The organism is Streptomyces sp. NPDC055506 (assembly GCF_053643595.1).
In genome coordinates, this window is sequence record NZ_JBSHKH010000062.1 from 16846 (window position 1) to 35522 (window position 18677).

Annotated in this window: 23 protein-coding genes; 15 read left to right on the forward strand and 8 right to left on the reverse strand. The window is 69.9% G+C overall.

All coding sequences use genetic code 11. The annotated features are described in order from the left end of the window. Positions 1 to 161: 161 nt before the first annotated feature. Positions 162 to 905, reverse strand: a complete 744-nt coding sequence (locus tag ACWIF2_RS23060; protein ID WP_454362516.1) for a Clp protease N-terminal domain-containing protein — start codon at positions 903 to 905, stop codon at positions 162 to 164. Between the two features lie 75 nt (positions 906 to 980). Here ACWIF2_RS23060 and ACWIF2_RS23065 point away from each other — a divergent pair, with 75 nt between their 5' ends. Then, complete coding sequence (locus ACWIF2_RS23065) at positions 981 to 2105, forward strand: DUF2786 domain-containing protein (RefSeq protein ID WP_454362517.1); 1125 nt, start codon at positions 981 to 983, stop codon at positions 2103 to 2105. 7 nt (positions 2106 to 2112) lie between these two features. Here the strand turns inward: ACWIF2_RS23065 and ACWIF2_RS23070 are convergent, their stop codons facing one another. From ACWIF2_RS23070 to rpmB, 4 genes are all read right to left on the reverse strand, one after another. Next, positions 2113 to 2658, reverse strand: a complete 546-nt coding sequence (locus ACWIF2_RS23070) for a DUF4232 domain-containing protein (protein WP_454362518.1) — start codon at positions 2656 to 2658, stop codon at positions 2113 to 2115. 105 nt (positions 2659 to 2763) lie between these two features. Beyond that, positions 2764 to 3291 (reverse strand): hypothetical protein, encoded by a 528-nt coding sequence (locus tag ACWIF2_RS23075; RefSeq protein ID WP_454362519.1) that lies wholly within the window; start codon positions 3289 to 3291, stop codon positions 2764 to 2766. A gap of 133 nt (positions 3292 to 3424) precedes the next feature. Then, a complete protein-coding gene (gene rpsN / locus ACWIF2_RS23080) occupies positions 3425 to 3730 on the reverse strand; it encodes a 30S ribosomal protein S14 (protein WP_454362520.1) in 306 nt (101 codons plus the stop codon). Next, positions 3730 to 3966, reverse strand: a complete 237-nt coding sequence (rpmB, locus tag ACWIF2_RS23085) for a 50S ribosomal protein L28 (RefSeq protein WP_382491035.1) — start codon at positions 3964 to 3966, stop codon at positions 3730 to 3732. Before rpmB ends, rpsN begins: the two co-directional genes overlap by 1 nt. Before the next feature lie 63 nt (positions 3967 to 4029). On the opposite strand from rpmB, the gene rpmG reads away from it, so the two are divergent. The 5 genes from rpmG (at position 4030) to ACWIF2_RS23110 (ending at position 6745) form a co-directional block, all read left to right on the forward strand. Beyond that, positions 4030 to 4194 (forward strand): 50S ribosomal protein L33, encoded by a 165-nt coding sequence (gene rpmG / locus ACWIF2_RS23090; protein WP_193483085.1) that lies wholly within the window; start codon positions 4030 to 4032, stop codon positions 4192 to 4194. 2 nt (positions 4195 to 4196) lie between these two features. Beyond that, a complete protein-coding gene (locus tag ACWIF2_RS23095) occupies positions 4197 to 4454 on the forward strand; it encodes a type B 50S ribosomal protein L31 (protein ID WP_454362521.1) in 258 nt (85 codons plus the stop codon). A 4-nt stretch (positions 4455 to 4458) separates the two neighbouring features. Beyond that, positions 4459 to 5691, forward strand: coding sequence for a CobW family GTP-binding protein (locus ACWIF2_RS23100; RefSeq protein WP_454362522.1), 1233 nt, complete (start codon positions 4459 to 4461; stop codon positions 5689 to 5691). 6 nt (positions 5692 to 5697) lie between these two features. After that, a complete protein-coding gene (gene rpsR / locus ACWIF2_RS23105; protein WP_454362523.1) occupies positions 5698 to 5934 on the forward strand; it encodes a 30S ribosomal protein S18 in 237 nt (78 codons plus the stop codon). Positions 5935 to 6526: 592 nt separating this feature from the next. Then, on the forward strand, positions 6527 to 6745 hold the full coding sequence (locus tag ACWIF2_RS23110) for a DUF397 domain-containing protein (RefSeq protein WP_229873094.1): 219 nt from the start codon (positions 6527 to 6529) through the stop codon (positions 6743 to 6745). 93 nt (positions 6746 to 6838) lie between these two features. Here ACWIF2_RS23110 and ACWIF2_RS23115 read toward each other — a convergent pair whose 3' ends face one another. After that, positions 6839 to 7342, reverse strand: a complete 504-nt coding sequence (locus ACWIF2_RS23115) for an ATP-binding protein (RefSeq protein WP_454362524.1) — start codon at positions 7340 to 7342, stop codon at positions 6839 to 6841. Between the two features lie 343 nt (positions 7343 to 7685). On the opposite strand from ACWIF2_RS23115, the gene ACWIF2_RS23120 reads away from it, so the two are divergent. The 5 genes from ACWIF2_RS23120 (at position 7686) to ACWIF2_RS23140 (ending at position 13471) form a co-directional block, all read left to right on the forward strand. Then, on the forward strand, positions 7686 to 8510 hold the full coding sequence (locus tag ACWIF2_RS23120) for a helix-turn-helix domain-containing protein (RefSeq protein WP_189725931.1): 825 nt from the start codon (positions 7686 to 7688) through the stop codon (positions 8508 to 8510). Between the two features lie 117 nt (positions 8511 to 8627). Further along, on the forward strand, positions 8628 to 10091 hold the full coding sequence (locus ACWIF2_RS23125) for an aldehyde dehydrogenase family protein (protein WP_454362525.1): 1464 nt from the start codon (positions 8628 to 8630) through the stop codon (positions 10089 to 10091). A 256-nt stretch (positions 10092 to 10347) separates the two neighbouring features. Then, the gene (locus tag ACWIF2_RS23130; RefSeq protein WP_454362527.1) at positions 10348 to 10797 is read left to right on the forward strand and encodes a nitroreductase family deazaflavin-dependent oxidoreductase; all 450 of its coding nucleotides are present in this window, start codon (positions 10348 to 10350) and stop codon (positions 10795 to 10797) included. Between the two features lie 182 nt (positions 10798 to 10979). Next, positions 10980 to 12590 carry an FAD-binding oxidoreductase gene (locus ACWIF2_RS23135; protein ID WP_454362529.1) on the forward strand — a complete coding sequence of 537 codons (1611 nt, stop codon included), beginning with the start codon at positions 10980 to 10982 and terminating at the stop codon, positions 12588 to 12590. A 26-nt stretch (positions 12591 to 12616) separates the two neighbouring features. Further along, a complete protein-coding gene (locus ACWIF2_RS23140; RefSeq protein ID WP_454362531.1) occupies positions 12617 to 13471 on the forward strand; it encodes an aldo/keto reductase in 855 nt (284 codons plus the stop codon). A gap of 62 nt (positions 13472 to 13533) precedes the next feature. On the opposite strand, the gene rfbA is transcribed toward ACWIF2_RS23140, so the two are convergent. Beyond that, positions 13534 to 14409 (reverse strand): glucose-1-phosphate thymidylyltransferase RfbA, encoded by an 876-nt coding sequence (rfbA, locus tag ACWIF2_RS23145; RefSeq protein ID WP_454362533.1) that lies wholly within the window; start codon positions 14407 to 14409, stop codon positions 13534 to 13536. 250 nt (positions 14410 to 14659) lie between these two features. On the opposite strand from rfbA, the gene ACWIF2_RS23150 reads away from it, so the two are divergent. Then, a complete protein-coding gene (locus ACWIF2_RS23150; RefSeq protein ID WP_454362535.1) occupies positions 14660 to 14914 on the forward strand; it encodes an acyl carrier protein in 255 nt (84 codons plus the stop codon). Between the two features lie 230 nt (positions 14915 to 15144). Then, a complete protein-coding gene (locus ACWIF2_RS23155; protein WP_444545445.1) occupies positions 15145 to 15957 on the forward strand; it encodes an AfsR/SARP family transcriptional regulator in 813 nt (270 codons plus the stop codon). 58 nt (positions 15958 to 16015) lie between these two features. On the opposite strand, the gene ACWIF2_RS23160 is transcribed toward ACWIF2_RS23155, so the two are convergent. After that, complete coding sequence (locus tag ACWIF2_RS23160) at positions 16016 to 16873, reverse strand: class I SAM-dependent methyltransferase (protein ID WP_454362537.1); 858 nt, start codon at positions 16871 to 16873, stop codon at positions 16016 to 16018. A 187-nt stretch (positions 16874 to 17060) separates the two neighbouring features. Here ACWIF2_RS23160 and ACWIF2_RS23165 point away from each other — a divergent pair, with 187 nt between their 5' ends. Then, positions 17061 to 17498: an ester cyclase gene (locus ACWIF2_RS23165; protein ID WP_261681994.1), complete on the forward strand. Its 438-nt coding sequence runs from the start codon at positions 17061 to 17063 to the stop codon at positions 17496 to 17498. 70 nt (positions 17499 to 17568) lie between these two features. Further along, positions 17569 to 18675 (forward strand): methyltransferase, encoded by a 1107-nt coding sequence (locus tag ACWIF2_RS23170; RefSeq protein WP_454362539.1) that lies wholly within the window; start codon positions 17569 to 17571, stop codon positions 18673 to 18675. The last annotated feature ends 2 nt before the right edge of the window (positions 18676 to 18677 follow it).

Here is an 18677-nt window from a genome sequence, read left to right on the forward strand (position 1 = left end):
GGGACGGACTGCGCATACGCCCAGATCTGCCGGATGACGTGGCAGCGATCCTGGTTGACGTAGGGGCCGCGCCCGCCGAACCCGCCGCGCCCGCCGAACCCGCCGCGCCCGCCGAACCCGCCCAACTCGCCGCGCCCGCCGCAGTCGCCGCTACAACGGTGTCACGACTCGCCCGGCGTCTCCCTCTGGGCCTGCATGATCTTCTCCAGCGCGGTCACGACGTACTGCTCGGTCCGTTCCTTGCCGATGTCGAGGCCGCTGAGGACGCCCTCGCCGTTCTCGTGCTCCAGCAGGGCCAGCAGGATGTGCTCGGTGCCGATGTAGTTGTGGCCGAGGCGCAGGGCCTCGCGGAAGGTGAGCTCCAGGACCTTCTTTGCGGCCTGGCCGTACGGCACGAGCTCCGGGGCCTCCTCGACGCCGGGCGGGAGCGCCGCCGTCGCCGCCTCGCGCACCGCGTCGAGGGAGACGCCCTGGGCGACGATCGCCTTGGCGGCGAGACCCTCCGGCTCGGCCAGCAGACCGAGGACGAGGTGCTCGGGCAGGCCCTCGGCGTTGCGCGCGGACCTGGCCTCGTTGTGGGCGGCCATCACCGTGTCGCGGGCGCGGGGCGTGTAGCGGTTGAAGCCCTGGCTCGGGTCGAGGTCGGCCGACTCCTTCGGCACGAAGCGCTTCTGCGCGGCCTGCCGGGTGACCCCCATGCTCCTGCCGATGTCCGTCCAGGAGGCGCCCGAACGCCGGGCCTGGTCCACGAAGTGGCCGATCAGATGGTCGGCCACCTCACCGAGGTGATCGGCGGCGATCACCGCGTCCTGGAGCTGCTCGAGGGGTTCCTGATGAACCTTCTTGATCGCCGCGATCAGGTCGTCGAGGCGCACGGATGACGTGATGTCGGGGTTCTTCGTCATGGTGTCAACCGTAGGTTGCGCCCTGTGGAGTGTCAACCGCGAGTTGACACCCTGGAGCGTGGCACCATCGGCCCCGTGAGTACGTCCCCCACCGTCGACCGCGCGTTCGAGGCAGCCCTGTACGCGACCGGCGAGACGGCCCTCGACACCGGCGCCTCCCTGCTCGCCTCCGACCCGGCGGCGGATGCCGAACTCGCCCGGCGCGGGGAGGAGTTCGTGGCAGCGTCCTGGCGGCGCGGCTGGCAGCCGGCCGACGTCGTACGGATCGTCCGGAGCGAGCTGGAGGACGTCCATGTGCTGCTCGTGGCCGGGCTGATCCGGGCGCAGGCGCCCGGCGACCGGGCCCGCGGCCGCCGCTGGAGCGCGCAGCTCGCGGAACTCCCCGACGGCGCCCCGCCCCGCGCCGACCGCTTCTCGCACGCCACCGCCGTGCTGGAGCTGTACCGCCTGCTGCTGCGGCTGCCCGCCCTCGAAGCCCTCGACGAGGCGGCCGGGGAGGCGACGGGTGGGACGACCGGCGGGGCCGGGGCCGAGTCCCGCATGCTCACCCGCATCCGCGCCCTGCTCGCCAAGGCGGAGGCCACCGGCTTCCCGGAGGAGGCGGAGGCGCTCAGTGCCAAGGCGCAGGAGCTGATGGCCCGGCACAGCGTCGACGAGGCGCTGCTCGCGGCACGGGCGCCCTCGCCCGACACCCCGGGCGCCTGCCGGATCGGTGTGGAACCGCCGTACGAACAGGCCAAGGCGGTGCTGCTGGATGCCGTCGCCTCCGCCAATCACTGCCGTGCGGTGTGGAACGAACCTCTGGGCTTCTCCACCGTCGTCGGCTTCGAAACGGACCTGGAAGCGGTCGAACTCCTCTACACCTCGCTCCTCGTGCAGGCCACGACCGCGATGACGAAGGCGGAGGCCGCCCAGCGCGCCAGGGGCCGCAGGCGCACCAAGACGTTCCGGCAGTCCTTCCTCGCGGCCTACGCCCACCGCATCGGCACCCGGTTGGGAGAAGTGGCCCAGGCCCAGGTGAGCGACGATCTGCTCCCGGTCCTCGCCACCCGCGACGTCGCGGTCACCGGGCGGCTTGACCGCATGTTCCCGGAGACGACCACGACCCGCCTGCGCGGTGTGCGCGACGCGGCGGGCTGGACGGAGGGCGCGCAGGCGGCGGACCGCGCCCAGGTCGGGCACCGGCCGCCGCTGCGCTGATCCGCCGTCAGTCGCCGGCCGCCTGGAAGGCGCTCACCGAGGCGTTGGGCTCGCCCGCCTCGCCCTTCAGGGCGACCGGGCCGTACGACCACTTCACGTCGTGCGTGGCGGTCGCGCCGGGCAGGCCGAAGGACACCTTCCGTACGGGGAGGCTCCGGGGGCCGCTCGCCTCACCCCGGACGTAGGTGATGGTGAAGGAGGCGGTGCCGTCCTTGGCCAGGGTGAGCGACTCGGCCTTCGCGGCCTGGGCCGCCTTGTCCGCGGGGACGGAGGCCGTGCTGTCCGCGGCCACGAGGTCGACGGCGGGGAAGCCCTTCAGCGTGCACTGCGCGCCCTTGTTCGTGAGCGTCACGGTGACGTTGCCGGTGTCCCCGGCTGCCGGGGCGGCGCCGGCCCCGGCCTCCACGCCCATGTCGCCGATCGCGCAGGCCGTAGCGGACGGCCGGTCCGCGTTCTTGACGTCGTCGGTGCCGGCCCCTTCGTCGTCGCAGGCGGTCAGCAGGAGCGTCCCGGCGAGGGCGGCGGCCAGGGCGAGGGGAGGAAGGGTGCGCATGGGGACCTCTGGTGCGTGATGGCGGTGAGCGGTTCCGATGGAGGGATCATCTCGGACGGACGGACCGTCACGCACCCGGGCAGGCCGCCCGCCGGAGTCGCACTCCTACCCGAGGCCCGCCGTGGGCAGCCCGGTCGGCAGCTTGCCGCCCTCGGTCCTGGTGTAGGTCTCGGCGCCGAGGCCGCCCTCCCAGGTGACCTTCAGGCTGGTCTTGTTCACGGAGTCGACCATGCCGGTCGTCCGGTCCTTGCTGCCGTCCGTGCACTTCAGGCGGACCATCCGCATCCCGGACTCCTCGCCGGCGGTGCCGCTGCACACGCTCCCGCCGGTGGCGAAGAGCGCGGCCTGCTTGCCGGTGATCACCAGGGCCACGGCCTTGCCGCCGGTCGTCGCGAGCCAGCTGCCCGCCAGCGTGTCGGAGCCGGAGCCGGAGCCGGAGCCGTCCGAGCCGCCGTCCGCGCCGTCGGACGCGGAGGCGGAGGCCGAGGGGGACGGTGCCGGGCCGGACGCGGAGTCGTCCCCGGAGTCGCCGTCACTGCTGCACGCGGACAGGGCGAGCACACCGGCCAGCCCCGCGGCCGCCGCCGCGACCCGCAGCCGCCGCCGCGCTCCCGTGCGACGCGAGAAGATCACCGAAGTCACTGCAAGCCCCCAAGCTGTACCCGCCCGGCGGGCCCGGAGCGGGCCCGCCGACCCTTGCCGGAACGATCGCAGCAAGCTACCAGGGCCGGTCAAGAGGCCCCGGGTGCGCGTCCCCCGGGGCCCTTCACCAGGAGGACTTCCGAACCCCCGGCAGATACCCGGCGTGCGCCTGCTCCCGCAGACTCACCCGGGACAGCCCGAACGCCCGGAAGTAGCCGCGCGGGCGCCCGTCCACCTGGTCGCGGTTGCGGACCCGCGTGGCGCTGGCGTCGCGCGGCTGCCCGCGCAACTCCGCCTGCGCGGCGAGGCGCTCCGCCTCCGTCGACGACGGCCGCCGGATGATCTCCTTCAGTTCGGCCCGCCGGGCGGCGTACCGCGCGACGACCTCCTGCCGCCTGTCGTTCTTCGCGATCTTGCTCTTCTTCGCCATCAGACCTTCACTCCCCGGGCGCGGATCCGGGCGACGGCCGCCTCGACTCCGATCGTGTCGACGGTCTTGACCGCCCTGGCGCTCAGCCGGAGGCGGACGTACCGGCCCTCGCCCGGCAGCCAGTAGCGCTTGGACTGGATGTTCGGGTCGAAGCGGCGGGACGTGCGCCGGTGGGAGTGCGAGATGCGGTTGCCGAAGCCGGGCCGGGCGCCGGTCAGCATGCAGTGCGCGGACATGTGGTGACGTACCTCTCTGACTCAGGTGGTGCAAATGGAATTCATTTTCAGTAGTGTAGCGGCATGGCACGCAACGAACTCCGGCCGGTCATCAAGCTCCGGTCCACCGCCGGAACCGGCTACACCTACGTGACCCGCAAGAACCGCCGCAACGACCCGGACCGCATGATCCTGCGCAAGTTCGATCCGGTCGCCGGCCGCCACGTCGACTTCCGAGAGGAGCGCTGACCATGCGCGAGGGACTCCACCCGGAGTACGGCCCGGTCGTCTTCCGCGACCGCGCCGCGAACTACGCCTTTCTCACCCGCTCGACCCTCGCGGCCGGGGCGGGCGAGAAGACGATCGAGTGGGAGGACGGCCACACCTACCCGGTCGTCGACGTCGAGATCTCCGACGCCAGCCACCCCTTCTACACCGGCACCGCCCGCGTCCTGGACACGGCGGGGCGCGTGGAGCGCTTCGAGCGCCGGTACGGAAAGAAGGGCTGACCCGGTGACTGCCCCTTCAGGTCGCTCCGGTCTCCCCGGCCCTCCCGGTCTCTCCGTCGTGATCGTCGGCGGGCTGCACGCCGACGCGCGCAGGGCCGCCGTGGCACGCCTGCTCGCCGACGTGCCCGGCAGCGTCGCCCTCCATCACGACCTCGCCACGGCCGCGGCCGGCACGGTCGTACGGACCGTCCGGGACGCCACCGGCGTCCTCGACGCGGGGGAGGCGCCGCTGGTCAACGACTGTGCCTGCTGCGCCCTGCGCGAGGACCTGGTCCCGGAGCTGGAGCGGCTCGCCGATGCCGGGCGGACGCCGCTGGCCGTCGTCGAGCTGTGGGACTCCGTCGAGCCCAAGGCGATGGCCGAGGTCGTCACGGCCGGCGGCCTCACCGTCACCGGCGTGCTCACCGCCGTCGACCCGGCCCTGGTCCTGCCGTACCTCGGCAACGGCGACGACCTGGCCGACGGCGGTCTCGCCGCCGCCGCGACCGACCAGCGCACAGTCGCCGACACCTTCGCGCGCCAACTGGAGTACGCCCCCGTCCTCGCGGTCGCCGAGTCCCCCGAGGCCGACGAGGAGGACCGCGAGCTGCTCGCGCAACTGCACCCGACGGCGCGCCAGGTCCCGATCGGCCCGGGCGACCCGGCGGGCACGCCGGCCGACGACGGCCTCACGGTGCCGGCCCCGCGCCGGCGCCCGCTGACGCCGCTGGCCGAGGCGGCCCTGGCCGGCTTCGACGTGGAGGCCGCGGCGGCCGCCCAGCACCCGGCCTGCGCCCTGCTGCCCGCCGAGGCCGACGCGCACGGCGTCTCCACCCTGGTCTGGAGCAGGCGCCGCCCCTTCCACCCCGAGCGGCTCTACGCCGCCCTGGAGGACCTGACCTGCGCGGCGGCCCGCAGCCGGGGCCGGTTCTGGCTCGCCGACAAGCCCGACACGCTGTACCACTGGGACGCGGCGGGCGGAGCCCTGTGCGTGGAGAGCGCGGGGCCCTGGCTGGCCTCCCTGCCGGACGCGGCCTGGGAGATGGTCCCGCCGGTGCGCCGCGCAGCCGCCGCGCTGGACTGGCACCCCGAGCACGGCGACCGCGGTCAGCACCTCGTCTTCACCTCGCCCGGCCTCGACCGGGACGGCCTGGAGCGGCTGCTGGAGTCCTGCCTGCTGACCGACGCCGAGTACGCCGCCGGGCGCGACGCCTGGCAGCGGCTGCCGCACGCCTTCGACACCCTCCTGGAGGTCTGATCCCCGATGCCCCGCAAGCCCGACCGCAAGCTCCCCGCCAAGAACCGCCCCAATCCGCTGGACCAGGCAGGGATCACGTACATCGACTACAAGGACACCGACCTGCTGCGGAAGTTCATCTCCGACCGCGGCAAGATCCGCAGCCGCCGGGTCACGCGGGTGTCGTCGCAGCAGCAGCGGCAGCTGGCCAAGGCGATCAAGAACGCGCGCGAGATGGCGCTGCTGCCGTACGCCTCCCGCTGAGGAACCGGCCCGGGTGAGGTTCCCCACGCTTGACGCGTGGGGGACCTCATGCCTGTGTTCCGGACCTTCAGCTGGTGCACGCCGGGCGGACCGGCAGGGCCGGGTGGCCGACCGCCCGTCCGCCGATGGTGCGAGCCGGACACCGGCCCACAGGACGACGTCCCGGTCCTGCGAGAGGCCCATTTCTCCCTGGCCCCGCAGGTCGCGGTCGTCTTCCGGATGGAGCACGGCCCGTCCTGCCCGGTCCCCGGCCCGCGGGCTGTCAGCTCCCTCTTCTTCCTCGCGGCCCCCGGCCGGCCCCTCGCCCCCGCCGCCGAGTGGATGCTCCGCCTCCACCGGACCTCCGCCGAACCCGCCGACTTCCCCGTCTGCCTCCGGGAACGCGCGAGAAGGCAGCGCCGTCAAACAGAAGGACTCGGTAAAGCGGTCGTCAAAGCTGTAACCGCAGGACCACCCCGCGTGCACGTGCATCTGCTCATGCATCCGCACATGAACAGGGCTATGATCCGGGTCAGTTGACCACTGCATCAATGGCCACATAAGCCAGTGCACCACCGGGGAGCGACCTGTGGACCACGACGTGTACAACGGGATGGCGGCCGCCGGGCTGAACGGTGTGGCCTGGCAGAAGAGCCGGCACAGCAACTCGCAGGGCTCGTGCGTGGAGTTCGCCCGGCTCCCGGGCGGGGACGTGGCCGTACGCAACTCGCGCTTCCCCGACGGTCCCGCGCTGGTCTACACCCGCGCGGAGATCGAGGCGATGCTGCTGGGTGTGAAGGACGGCGAGTTCGACCACCTGGTGGGTGGCTGACGAGGTGACAGACCCCTTACAAACCGGGGGTAATCGGAAATATACGCGCTGTAACGCGCGTAGAACCGCGGCGCCAGGAAGCGCCGCGGTTGCTCATTCGGCGCCGGCTCGCGGCAGCCGGAACAGTGCCCAGACCACCTTGCCGCTGAGCGCGCCCGCGAGCGGGTGCCAGCCCCAGCTGTCGCTGAAGGAGTCGACGAGGAACAGTCCGCGGCCCGACTCGGCCGAGAAGTCGTCGGTCTCCCGTGCGACGGGGCTGTCGTGACTGGGATCGCGCACCGCGCACACCAGTCGCTCGGTCCAGCGCATCAGATGCAGCCGCACCGGTGGCTCCCGGCCCGCGGTGCACGCGGTGTTGGCCGGCAGGCCGTGCCGCAGGGCGTTGGTGACGAGCTCCGAGACCACCAGACAGACGTCGTCGAAGCGATCGCCCATCTCCCACTGGTCGAGGGTCCCGCGAGTGAACCGCCGTGCGTCGCGCACCGCTTCGTAGCGGGCGGGCAGAGCGCAGGAGGCGGCGTCGGACACGGCCGCTGGATCAAGCGGCGGAAGGCCCTGCCGTAACGGCTCGAGCATGGTTGATCCATTCGTCCCCATGCGAGGCACTCCCGAGAATTCGCGGTCGGTGCGATGCGGCGGTGGTGCGGGACCATGGTTTCGGATGCGTTCAGCAGATGCAAGGGCAGATGCACGTGCACGTGACCGGAATGAGCCGTCCCGTACCGCTTGTTGGTCAATTTTTCCGTCATCTTCGTGTCTCTCTCCGGCCGTTCGCATGCCTTCTTCTTGCATTCGCGCGCGAGCGTTCTCCGATGCGATTCCGTTTCCGTAACCGGACGAGTACTGCTCGGAGTGTTTTAGTGGCAGACTTCGGGCCCTGAAGACGTTGGGGAGGCTGGCGAACGTGAGCGCGGGAGAGCCGGGATCGGTGGTGCGGCGCATGCTGCTCGGATCACAACTCAGGCGTCTGCGTGAGGCGCGGGGCATCACGCGCGAGGCGGCGGGCTACTCGATCCGCGCATCCGAGTCGAAGATCAGCCGGATGGAGCTGGGCCGGGTGAGCTTCAAGACCAGGGACGTCGAGGACCTGCTCACGCTGTACGGCATCACGGACGAGCAGGAGCGCGCCTCCCTGCTGTCCCTGGCCAAGGAGGCCAATGTCGCGGGCTGGTGGCACAGCTACTCGGACGTGCTGCCCAGCTGGTTCCCGACCTACGTCGGCCTGGAGGGCGCCGCCTCGCTGATCCGGGCGTACGAGGTGCAGTTCGTGCACGGCCTGCTGCAGACCGAGGCGTACGCGCACGCGGTGGTCCGGCGGGGCATGCAGGGCGCGAGCGAGGCCGACGTCGAACGGCGGGTGGCGCTGCGTCTGGAGCGGCAGAAGTACCTCGTCGACGAGCGGGCTCCCGACTTCCACATCATCCTGGACGAGGCCGCCCTGCGCCGCCCCTACGGCGACCGCGAGGTGATGCGCGGCCAGCTCCAGCACCTCATCGAGATCTCCGAGCGGCCCAATGTGCGGCTCCAGGTCATGCCGTTCAGCCTCGGCGGCCACTCCGGCGAAAGTGGCGCGTTCACGATCCTCAGCTTCCCGGAGTCCGACCTCTCGGATGTCGTCTACCTGGAGCAGCTCACCAGCGCGCTGTACCTCGACAAGGCCGAGGACGTCGCCCAGTACGAGAAGGCACTCAAGGAGCTGCAGAGCGACAGCCCGGGCCCCTCGGAGAGCCGGGACCTTCTCCGAGGGCTTCTCCAGCTTTCCTGAAGAGGCCCTCCAACTCTCCTGAAGTGCTCCTCCAACTCATCTGAAACAGAAGTACGATGACGTGTGATCAGATCGTGAAGGCGCGATCAGAGGTCTGCTTAGGGATCGAGGGATCACATGTCGTCGTCCTACTTCACCGACCTTGCACAGCAGTACATCGACGGTGAATGGCGCCCGGGTACCGGCTCCTGGGACATCATCGACTTCAATCCGTACGACGACGAGAAGCTCGCGTCGATCACCATAGCCACGGCCGACGAGGTCGATCAGGCGTACCAGGCCGCCGCCCGGGCCCAGAAGCAGTGGGCGGCGACCAATCCGTACGCCCGCCGCGCCGTCTTCGAGAAGGCTCTGCGGCTGATCGAGGAGCGCGAGGCGGAGATCTCCGAGGCCATCGTCGCCGAGCTCGGCGGCACCCGTCTGAAGGCCGCCTTCGAGCTGCACCTCGCCAAGGAGTTCCTGCGCGAGGCGGTCCATCTGGCGCTTCGCCCCGAGGGCCGGATCATCCCCTCGCCGGTGGACGGCAAGGAGAACCGCGTCTACCGCGTACCGGTCGGCGTCGTGGGCGTGATCAGCCCCTTCAACTTCCCGTTCCTGCTGTCGCTGAAGTCCGTCGCCCCGGCGCTCGCGCTCGGCAACGCCGTGGTGCTGAAGCCGCACCAGAACACGCCGGTCGTCGGCGGCTCCCTGGTCGCGAAGATCTTCGAGGACGCGGGGCTGCCCGGCGGTCTGCTGAACGTCGTCATCACCGACATCGCGGAGATAGGCGACGCCTTCATCGAGCACCCGGTCCCCAAGGTCATCTCCTTCACCGGCTCCGACGCGGTCGGCCGGCACGTGGCCACCGTCTGCGCCCGGCTGTTCAAGCGCTCGGTCCTCGAACTGGGCGGCAACAGCGCGCTGGTGGTCCTCGACGACGCCGACATCGACTACGCGGTGGACGCGGCCGTCTTCAGCCGGTACGTCCATCAGGGCCAGGTCTGCATGGCCGCCAACCGCGTCCTGGTCGACCGGTCGGTCGCGGACGAGTTCACCGAGAAGTTCGTCGCCAAGGTGAAGACCCTCAAGGCGGGCGACCCGCGCGACCCGGAGACCGTCATCGGCCCGGTCATCAACTCCTCGCAGGCGGACGCCGTCTCCGGCGTGGTCGAGCAGGCCCTCGCCGAGGGCGCCACGGCCCTGGTGCGCGGCGGGCGGACGGACAACCTCGTCGAGCCGTCGGTGCTGACGGACGTCCCCGCCGACTCGGCGCTGCTGCGGCAGGAGGTCTTCGGCCCGGTCGCGTTCCTCGTCCCGTTCGACGGCGAGGAGGAGGCCGTACGCCTCGTCAACGACACGCCGTACGGTCTGAGCGGTGCCGTCCACACCGGGAACGTCGAGCGGGGCGTCGCGTTCGCCAAGCAGATCGACACGGGCATGTTCCATGTGAACGACGGCACCGTCCACGACGAGCCCATCGTCCCCTTCGGTGGCGAGAAGCACTCGGGCATCGGCCGGCTCAACGGCGACACGATGCTTGACTCCTTCACCACGACCAAGTGGATCTCGGTGCAGCACGGCCGCAGCGGGTTCCCCTTCTAGAACACCTCCGCAGGTCACGGCAGAGCGTCTCGAGACTCACTCGAGACGCGGTCGAAGGCAGGTGGCCGATGTCCGGATTTCGTTGCGTGAGGCGGGTCCGGCCCAGCATGCTCTTACCGCGTCCGTCGGGCTGCCAAAAGCAGTCAGCGCAGCGCAACTCCCCCTCGAACCACGTGATTTGAGGGGAAGTGCCAGTTGATACTCAAATTGGAGTATCCGGTGGTACGTTGTGCCCACCGACGGACGGAGTGAGTGCATGCACGAACAGGACGAGGTCCTCGACAGCCCGACCGGCTGGGTCGCCACGCATGTGCGTCGATACGTGGCCAGCGAGGGTTCGAACGGGCACATCTGGTACGGAAAGCCGACGCTGCTGCTGACCACACGGGGCCGCAGCTCCGGGGCGCTGCGGCGGACCGGACTGATCTACGGGGAGGATCAGGGCAACTACGTCGTCGTCGGGTCCAACGGCGGATCCGACCACCATCCTCACTGGTACCTCAACCTGCTGGCGGAGCCGCGGGTGCGGGTGCAGGTGGCCGCGGACACGTTCGAGGCGGTCGCCAGGGAAGCGGAAGAGGGGGAACGGGATCGCCTCTGGGAGGCGATGACCGTGATTTTTCCGCAGTACAAGAGCTACCGGAAGAAGACCGACCGGAAGATCCCCGTCATCGTGCTGGAGCCGCAGGGGCCCGCACAGGATTGACGGGTGTCCGACGCCTGAAGGTGAGGCGGCGGCTACGGCGATGCTCGGGGGAGTGCGCGTCGGTCGGGGGCCCGGTCGAACCGGGTCCCGCGCGCGGACGGCAGGGGGCCGTGCCGTGAGGGGGGACGCGTCATCGCGCCGTTCCACCCACTCGTTTCTCATCGAAGGGTTGGGTGTGTGTCATGGGCGGATTCAGTCGCCGGGGATTTCTGAGAACCACAGGGGCGGGTGCCGCGGCGGTCGCCACCACGGGGGCCGTCGCGGCACCGGCCGAGGCCGCGCGGGCCAGGGCCAACGTGTGCGTACCGGAGGCGCCGGTCACCACGGTCGCCGCCGCCGACCCCCGGTACGGCGAACTGGTCGCCAGGGGATTCAACGCCCGCTTCGTCGGGTCGCCGGACCTCGTGCACGTGGTCCACACGCCGAAGCAGATCGACCAGGTCGTCACGGACGCGGTGGCGGCCGGGAAGCGGATCGCGGTCCGCAGCGGCGGGCACTGCTTCGAGAACTTCGCCGACCACCGCGACGTGCGTGTGCTCATCGACACCTCGCCCATGCGCTCGGTCTACTTCGACAAGGAGCACCGGGCGTTCGCCGTGCAGCCCGCCGCCACCCTGGGCGAGGTCTACCGCACGCTGTTCTACGACTACGGCGTGACCCTGCCCGCCGGGGTCTGCCCCCAGGTGGGTGCCGGCGGGCATGTCGCCGGTGGCGGCTACGGGCCGCTGACCCGACGCGACGGCACGGTCGTCGACCATCTGTACGGCGTCGAGGTCGTGGTGGTGGACGCCAACGGCAAGGCACGCACCCTCACCGCCACCCGTGAACGGGACGATCCCCACCACGATCTCTGGTGGGCGCACACCGGGGGCGGCGGCGGCAACTTCGGCATCGTCACCCGCTATCTGTTCCGTACCCCCGGGGCCTCGGGCGACGACCCCTCGGGCCTGCTGCCCAAGCCGCCCACCCGGCTCCGCTCCACCTTTGTGACCTGGTCGTGGGCCGATCTCGACCTGGCCAAGTTCACCAAGCTCGTCACCAACTTCAGTCGGTGGTACGAGCAGAACCATGCCGACGCCCGGTACGGCAGCCTCTACAGCACCCTGCACCTCAACACCCACGCGATCGGCTCGATCTCCCTGGACATCCGCTTCGACGGCGGCCGCGCCGACGCCGCCGAGCTGATCGAGCGGTACGTCAACGCCGTCAACGCGGGGACCGGGCTGGAGCCGGCCATCGAGCACACCGAGGACCTCTGGCTCCAGGCCACCCTCGGGGCGCGCTTCGACACCGGCGGCTACGACCGGCACAAGTCGAAGAGCGCCTACCTCAGGCGGACCTGGACGCCCGAGCGCATCAAGACCGTGCACAAGCACCTGACCGACCCCGCGTTCGAGGGCTGGGGCGCTGTCGACCTCTACTCGTACGGGGGGAAGGTCAACACCGTGGCGCCCGGTGCCACGGCGGTGCCCCAGCGGGACTCGATCCTCAAGGCGTGGTTCTCCGCCACCTGGATGGATCCGGCCCTCGACGACGTGCACCTGAACTGGATCCGCGAGCTGTACCGGGACGTGTTCCGCGACACCGGCGGCGTCCCCGTGCCGAACGACGAGCACGACGGCTGCTACATCAACTATCCCGACACCGATCTGGCCGATCCGCGCTGGAACACCTCGGACGTGCCCTGGCACACCCTCTACTACAAGGACGGATACCGCCGCCTCCAGAAGGTCAAGGCGAAGTACGACCCCCGCGGCGTCTTCCAGCACCCGCTCTCCGTCCGGCTTCCCTGATCCCCGGCTGAAAGGAAACGGTCACCGTGCGACCCGGCCGAGCCGTCGGTACACACATCACCCTGGGAGGCGACCTCACCGTGGGCCGGCTCGGCTTCGGGGCGCTCCGGCTCACGGGCCCCCACCACTGGGGCCCGCCCGCCCGGCCGGACAAGGCCGCCGAGGTGGCACGGTGCGCGGTGGAGCTCGGCGCGACGTTCATCGACACCGCCGACGTCTACGGGCTCGGGGCCAACGAGGAACTGCTCGCGTCGGCGCTCCACCCCTATGCGCCGGGTCTGGTCGTCTCCACCAAGGCGGGTGAGGTCCGGCCCAGCCCCCACCAGTGGCGGGTGCTGGGCCGCCCCGACTACCTCCGCCAGCAAGCGGAGTTGAGCCTGCGCCGACTACGCCTTGAGCGCATCGAGCTCTTCCAGCTGCACCGGGTCGACCCCCAAGTGCCGCTTGAGGACCAGGTCGGGGCGCTGAAGCAGCTCCAGGACGAGGGGAAGATCCGCCACATCGGGCTCTCCGAGGTGACGGTGGAGCAGATCGAGCAGGCCCGGGGCGTGGCACGCGTCGTGAGCGTGCAGAACAAGTACAACCTCTACGACCGGCGTTACGAGAAGGAGCTGGACCACTGCGAGCGGGAGGGCATCGCCTTCATCGCCTGGAAGCCGCTCGCCGGCACGGCCCGGCCGGCCCCCGACAGTGCGCTCGCCCGGGTGGCCGCGCAGACGGGTGCGACGACAACACAGGTGGCACTCGCCTGGCTCCTGCACCGCTCCCCGACCCTGCTCCCCATCCCGGGCACGGCCTCCCTCTCCCACCTGCGGTCCAACATGGCAGCGGCGGACATCGCCCTCGACGACGAGCAGCTGAACCTGCTCGACGAGGGGTGAGAAGCCGGGGAGTGGCCGGGCCGGGGGCATCGTCCCCGGCCCGGCCCGCGTCCCCGGGGCGGTCAGACGTTCAGTTCGCTCGCCACCGCCATCACGTACTCGCCGTATCCCGACCGGGACAGTTTCGCCCCGAGTCGGTGGCAGGCGTCGGCGTCGATGAAGCCCATGCGGAGGGCGACTTCCTCCAGGCAGGCGATCCGTACGCCCTGCCGGTCCTCCAGGGTCTGGACGTACTGGCCGGCCTGGAGCAGCGACTGCGGAGTGCCGGCGTCGAGCCAGGCGAATCCCCGGCCGAACGTGACGAGTTTCGCCCGGCCCTGTTCCAGATAGATCCGGTTGACGTCGGTGATTTCCAGTTCGCCGCGTGCCGACGGGCGTATTCCGCGAGCGATCTCCACGACGTCGTTGTCGTAGAGATAGAGCCCGGTGATGGCGAGATTCGATCGGGGTTTTTCGGGCTTCTCCTCCAGGGAGACGAGCCGGCCTGATTCGTCGACCTCGCCCACGCCGTAGCGCTCGGGATCGGTGACCGGATATCCGAAGAGGACACAGCCGTCGATGTCCCGGGAGTGCACGTCCAGGAGATCGTAGAAACCGTTTCCGTGGAAGATGTTGTCACCGAGGACGAGGGCGACCGAGTCGTCGCCGATGTGGTCGGCCCCGGTGATGAAGGCCTGCGCGAGTCCGTTGGGAACGGGCTGCTCGGCGTAGGTGAGGGAGATCCCCAGGTGGCTGCCGTCGCCCAGCAGTTGGCGCAGCTGAGGGATGTCGCCGGGCAGGGCGATGATGAGGATGTCCCGGACGTCGGCCAGCATCAGTGCCGACAGAGGGTAGTAGATCAACGGCTTGTCGTTGACGGGAAGCAACTGCTTCGAAACAGCCAGGGTGATCGGGTGTAAACGGCTGCCATAGCCGCCTGCCAGCACAATTCCTTTCACTGGCTCCTCCTTAGTCTGGGCATTCTCTGCGACAGTAGGCCGGAAGTCTCCCGGCCGACAACAATCGCCCCGCCGATATCGACCGCGATACGAGGTGAGGGCGCCACGGTCACCTTCTGTTCAAGTCCGCTCGATCGGTTCTCGAGTCTGTTCCTTCTGAATCTGCATAGGGTGAACTTCGTGGCCGTTGTTGATCCTGACGGTCCCGAAGGAGCGAGAGGTAGCGACCGCAAGGGGAGGAAGAACTGTCGTGGCGGCACTGACGAGCGAGAAACTCTTTGCCATCCTGCGTGAGTGCGCGGGGGAAGAGGAGTCCGTAACTGGCGCGGAAAACGCAGTTGACATGGAATTCACCGACCTCGGGTACGACTCGCTGGCCCTCCTGGAGACCGCGGCCCGAGTCTCGCGCGAGTACGACGTGGAGATCCCCGAAGAGGATCTTTCCGAAGTGACGACCCCCGCCGGGTTTCTGTCCGTGGTCAACAGCCTGTTGAAGGTGGCTTGATTCGTTCGGCGGCACCCGCGGAACCCGGGCCGACTGTTGATTGCGCAATCGGTTTTGTTGCTCTCGCAACGAAAATCCTGGCGCTGACAGCGCTTTCCTTTCTGGCGAAATTCTGTTCTCCCTGTGGGGAACTTGTGAACCGCCGGAGGCGTTGACGGTCGGTAGACCAGTAGCTTTTCTGCGATCTATGGGGGAACGTCGTGAAGCTAGGAGTTTTAGGCCCACTTTCTGTGCAGGTCGAGGGCGATCTGCACACTCCGAGCGCACCGAAGATGAGAAGCGTTCTGGCCACACTGCTGGTGCACGCCGACCAGGTGGTACCCGTGTCGTCACTGATACGCGAACTCTGGGACGAGGAGCCTCCGGTCAGCTGCCTGACCACGCTGCAGACCTACATCCTCAACCTGCGCAAGTTGCTGGCGTCCGCGACGGGAATGACCGCCCGTCAGGTCGCCTCCGAGATCCTCGTGACCCGGTCCGGTGGCTATCTCTTCCGCACCACCCAGGGGGATCTGGACGTCCACCGGTTCCACCAGCTCGTGTCCGACGGACGCCGGGCGCTGTCGTCGGGGGACGACAGCACCGCGCTGTCCACCCTCTCCAGCGCGCTGCAACTGTGGCGCGGACCCGCGCTCGTGGACGTCGTCGCCGGCCGGATCCTCGAAGGGCGGCGCCAGCAGTTCGAGGAGTCCCGGCTGGTCGTCCTGGAGTACCTCGTCGACACCCAGCTGCGGCTCGGCATGTACCGCGAGGTGCTCACCGAACTCGCGGCGCTGACGGCCGACAACCCGTACCACGAGGGCCTGCACGCCCAGTACATGCGGGCTCTCTACCTCAACGGCCGGCGGGCGCAGGCCCTGGAGCTCTTCCAGCGCCTGCGGGTCAACCTGGTCAACCATCTCGGCCTCGAACCCGGTCCGATGGCCCAGGAGCTGCACCGTTCCATCCTCAACGCGGAGTCGATCGACGCGCAGGGCAACCTCCGCAGGCCCACCGGGGACATCGTGCGGATGTCGTCCTCCGGCGCGGTGCGCGTCTACTGACGCCACGTGGAGCCCTGTCCGAGGGGGGACCGGGCTCCACGTGCTCCGTGGCGGGCGCTCAGTTCGCGATCGACGCGCTGACGAACCTGACCGGGGTGGGCAGATGCAGCGGGCCCTCGCCCCGCAGCCGGTCCAGCTCGGTGGTCAGACGGTGGCGCAGTTGCCGGTTCTCGTACTCCGGGAGGTGCTGCCAGAGCAAGCGCATTCCCTGCGTGTGGGACCAGTCGACCCACGTTTCGCCGTCCGGCGCGCGCAGATCGATGTGCTCGTCGGCGATCTCCACGTCCTCGAATCCGGCGCGGACCATCGCCCGGGTCAGATCGCCGGTGTCCTGAAGCCAACTGTTGAACCGTCGCTTCAGCGCGTCCGGCCGCCAGTCGGCCGGCAGGTTGCGCAGCAGGCGCTCGGGGATCAGATCCGTGAACACGGGCGGCAGGAAGGGGAAGGTGTCCTCCGTGAAGACCGGGCTGGTGAAGGCGATCCGGCCACCCGGCCGCAGCAGGGCCGCGTACCGGGGGAGCGCGGCCGGCGCGTCGGGCAGGAAGATCAGGCTGTAGCTGCCGGTCACCACGTCGAAGGAGGCGGCCGGAAAGTCCGGGTGCTCGCCGTCCATGACCCGGACCTCCACCTGCCGGGCGCCGAGCACGACGGCCTGCCGGCGGGCCTCCTCCACCATGGCCGGCGCGATGTCGATGCCGAGCACATGGCCGGACGTGCCCACCTTCTCCGCCGCCACGAACAGCGAAGCGCCCCGCCCGCATCCCACGTCGAGAACACGCTGCCCCGGCTGCGGATCGGCCCTTTCCACAAGTCGTCGGCCCATCGGTGTGAAGAACTCGACGCCCAACTGGTCATAAGTCGCCGCGGCATTGTTGAACGCCTCGGTGACCGTCGATTTGTACTTCGTCTTGTCCATGGGTCCTCCGGGTGACGAAAGCCGACCCGACCACCCTGACCCGTCCCTCTGAAATGTGGGTCGGAAGGCGCTCGGTGGCCGCTCGAAACCGGCTTGTCAACGGGTCGAGCCGGTGCGGAAAAGGATTGTTGCGAAGAGGCGCGGAAGCCAGGATGAACTCATCGACGACCGACAAGGAGTGCCGACCGTGAGCGATCGCATCGACATTGTTCGCCGCATGGTGAACAGCTACAACACCGGAAAGACGGACGACGTCGCCGAGTTCATCCACGAGGAGTACCTCAATCCCGGCGCCCTGGAACACATGCCGGAACTGCGTGGTCCCGAGGCGTTCGCACTCGCGGTGAAGTGGTTGAAGCTCACTTTCTCCGAGGACGCCCATCTGGAGGAGATCGGCTACGAGGAGAATGGCAGCTGGGTGCGGGCGAAACTCGCCCTGTACGGACGTCAGGTGGGCGAACTCGTAGGAATGCCCGCCACCGGGCGCAAGTTCTCCGGCGAACAGATTCACCTCATCCGGATCGTCGACGGAAAGATCCGCGACCACCGCGACTGGCCCGACTATCTCGGCACCTACCGCCAGCTCGGCGAGCCCTGGCCCACCGAGGAGGGCTGGCGCCCCTGAGGGTCCCTTCGAAAGGACCCCTGAGCAGCGCCTTAGTTCCGGCACACCGACGCCCAAGGGAAGGAACACGGTGAGCTCTTCCGCACCCGGGGAACCCCCGGAACCGACCGACCAGGACCTCGACGTACTCCTGAAGAACCTCGGCAACCTGGTGACCCCGATGGCCCTGAGGGTCGCCGCGACGCTCCGCCTGGTCGATCACCTCCTGGCCGGGTCCGACACCCTCGCCGGCCTCGCCGACCGTACGGGCACCCACCCCCAGGCGCTCTCCCGCCTGGTCAGGCACCTGACCGTCGTCGGCGTCCTGGAGTGCGGCGAGAAGCCGGACCAGCCGCTGCGCCCGACCCGGCTCGGGATGCTCCTCGCCGACGGCCACCCGGCCCAGCAGCGGGCCTGGCTGGACCTCAACGGGGCCGTCTCCCACGCCGACCTGGCCTTCACCGGGCTCCTCGACGTGATCCGCACCGGCCGCCCCGCCTACGCCGGGCGGTACGGGCGGCCCTTCTGGGAGGACCTCTCGGCGGACGTGACGCTGGCCGACTCCTTCGACGCGCTCATGTCCTGCGACGAGGACCTGGCCTACGAGGCCCCGGCCGAGGCGTACGACTGGTCGGCGGTCCGGCACGTCCTCGACGTGGGCGGCGGCAACGGCGGCATGCTCGCGGCGATCGCCCAGCGGGCCCCGCACCTGCGGGGCACCCTGGTCGAACTGGCGGGTCCCGCCGAGCGCGCCCGGCGCAGGTTCGCGGACGCCGGTCTGGCCGACCGGGTCACGGTGGCGGAGGGCGACTTCTTCAAGCCGCTGCCCGTCACCGCCGATGTCGTCCTGCTGTCGTTCGTCCTGCTCAACTGGTCCGACGAGGACGCGCTGACGATCCTGCGCGGCTGCGTCAGGGCGCTGGAACCGGGCGGGAAGCTCCTGGTCCTCGACCGTGCCGACGTCGAGGGCGACGGCGCCGACCGGTTCTTCAGCACGCTGCTCGACCTGCGGATGCTGACGTTCATGGGCGGCCGGGTGCGCACCCGGGACGAGGTCGTGGCCCTGGCCGCGTCGGCCGGTCTCGCCCTGGCCTCGGAGCGCACGAGCGGCTCCACGACCCTCCCGTTCGACTTCTCGATCCTCGAGTTCACGGCCGTCTCCGAGGAAGCGGCCCCGGCCCTCCCAGCACAGGAGTAGAC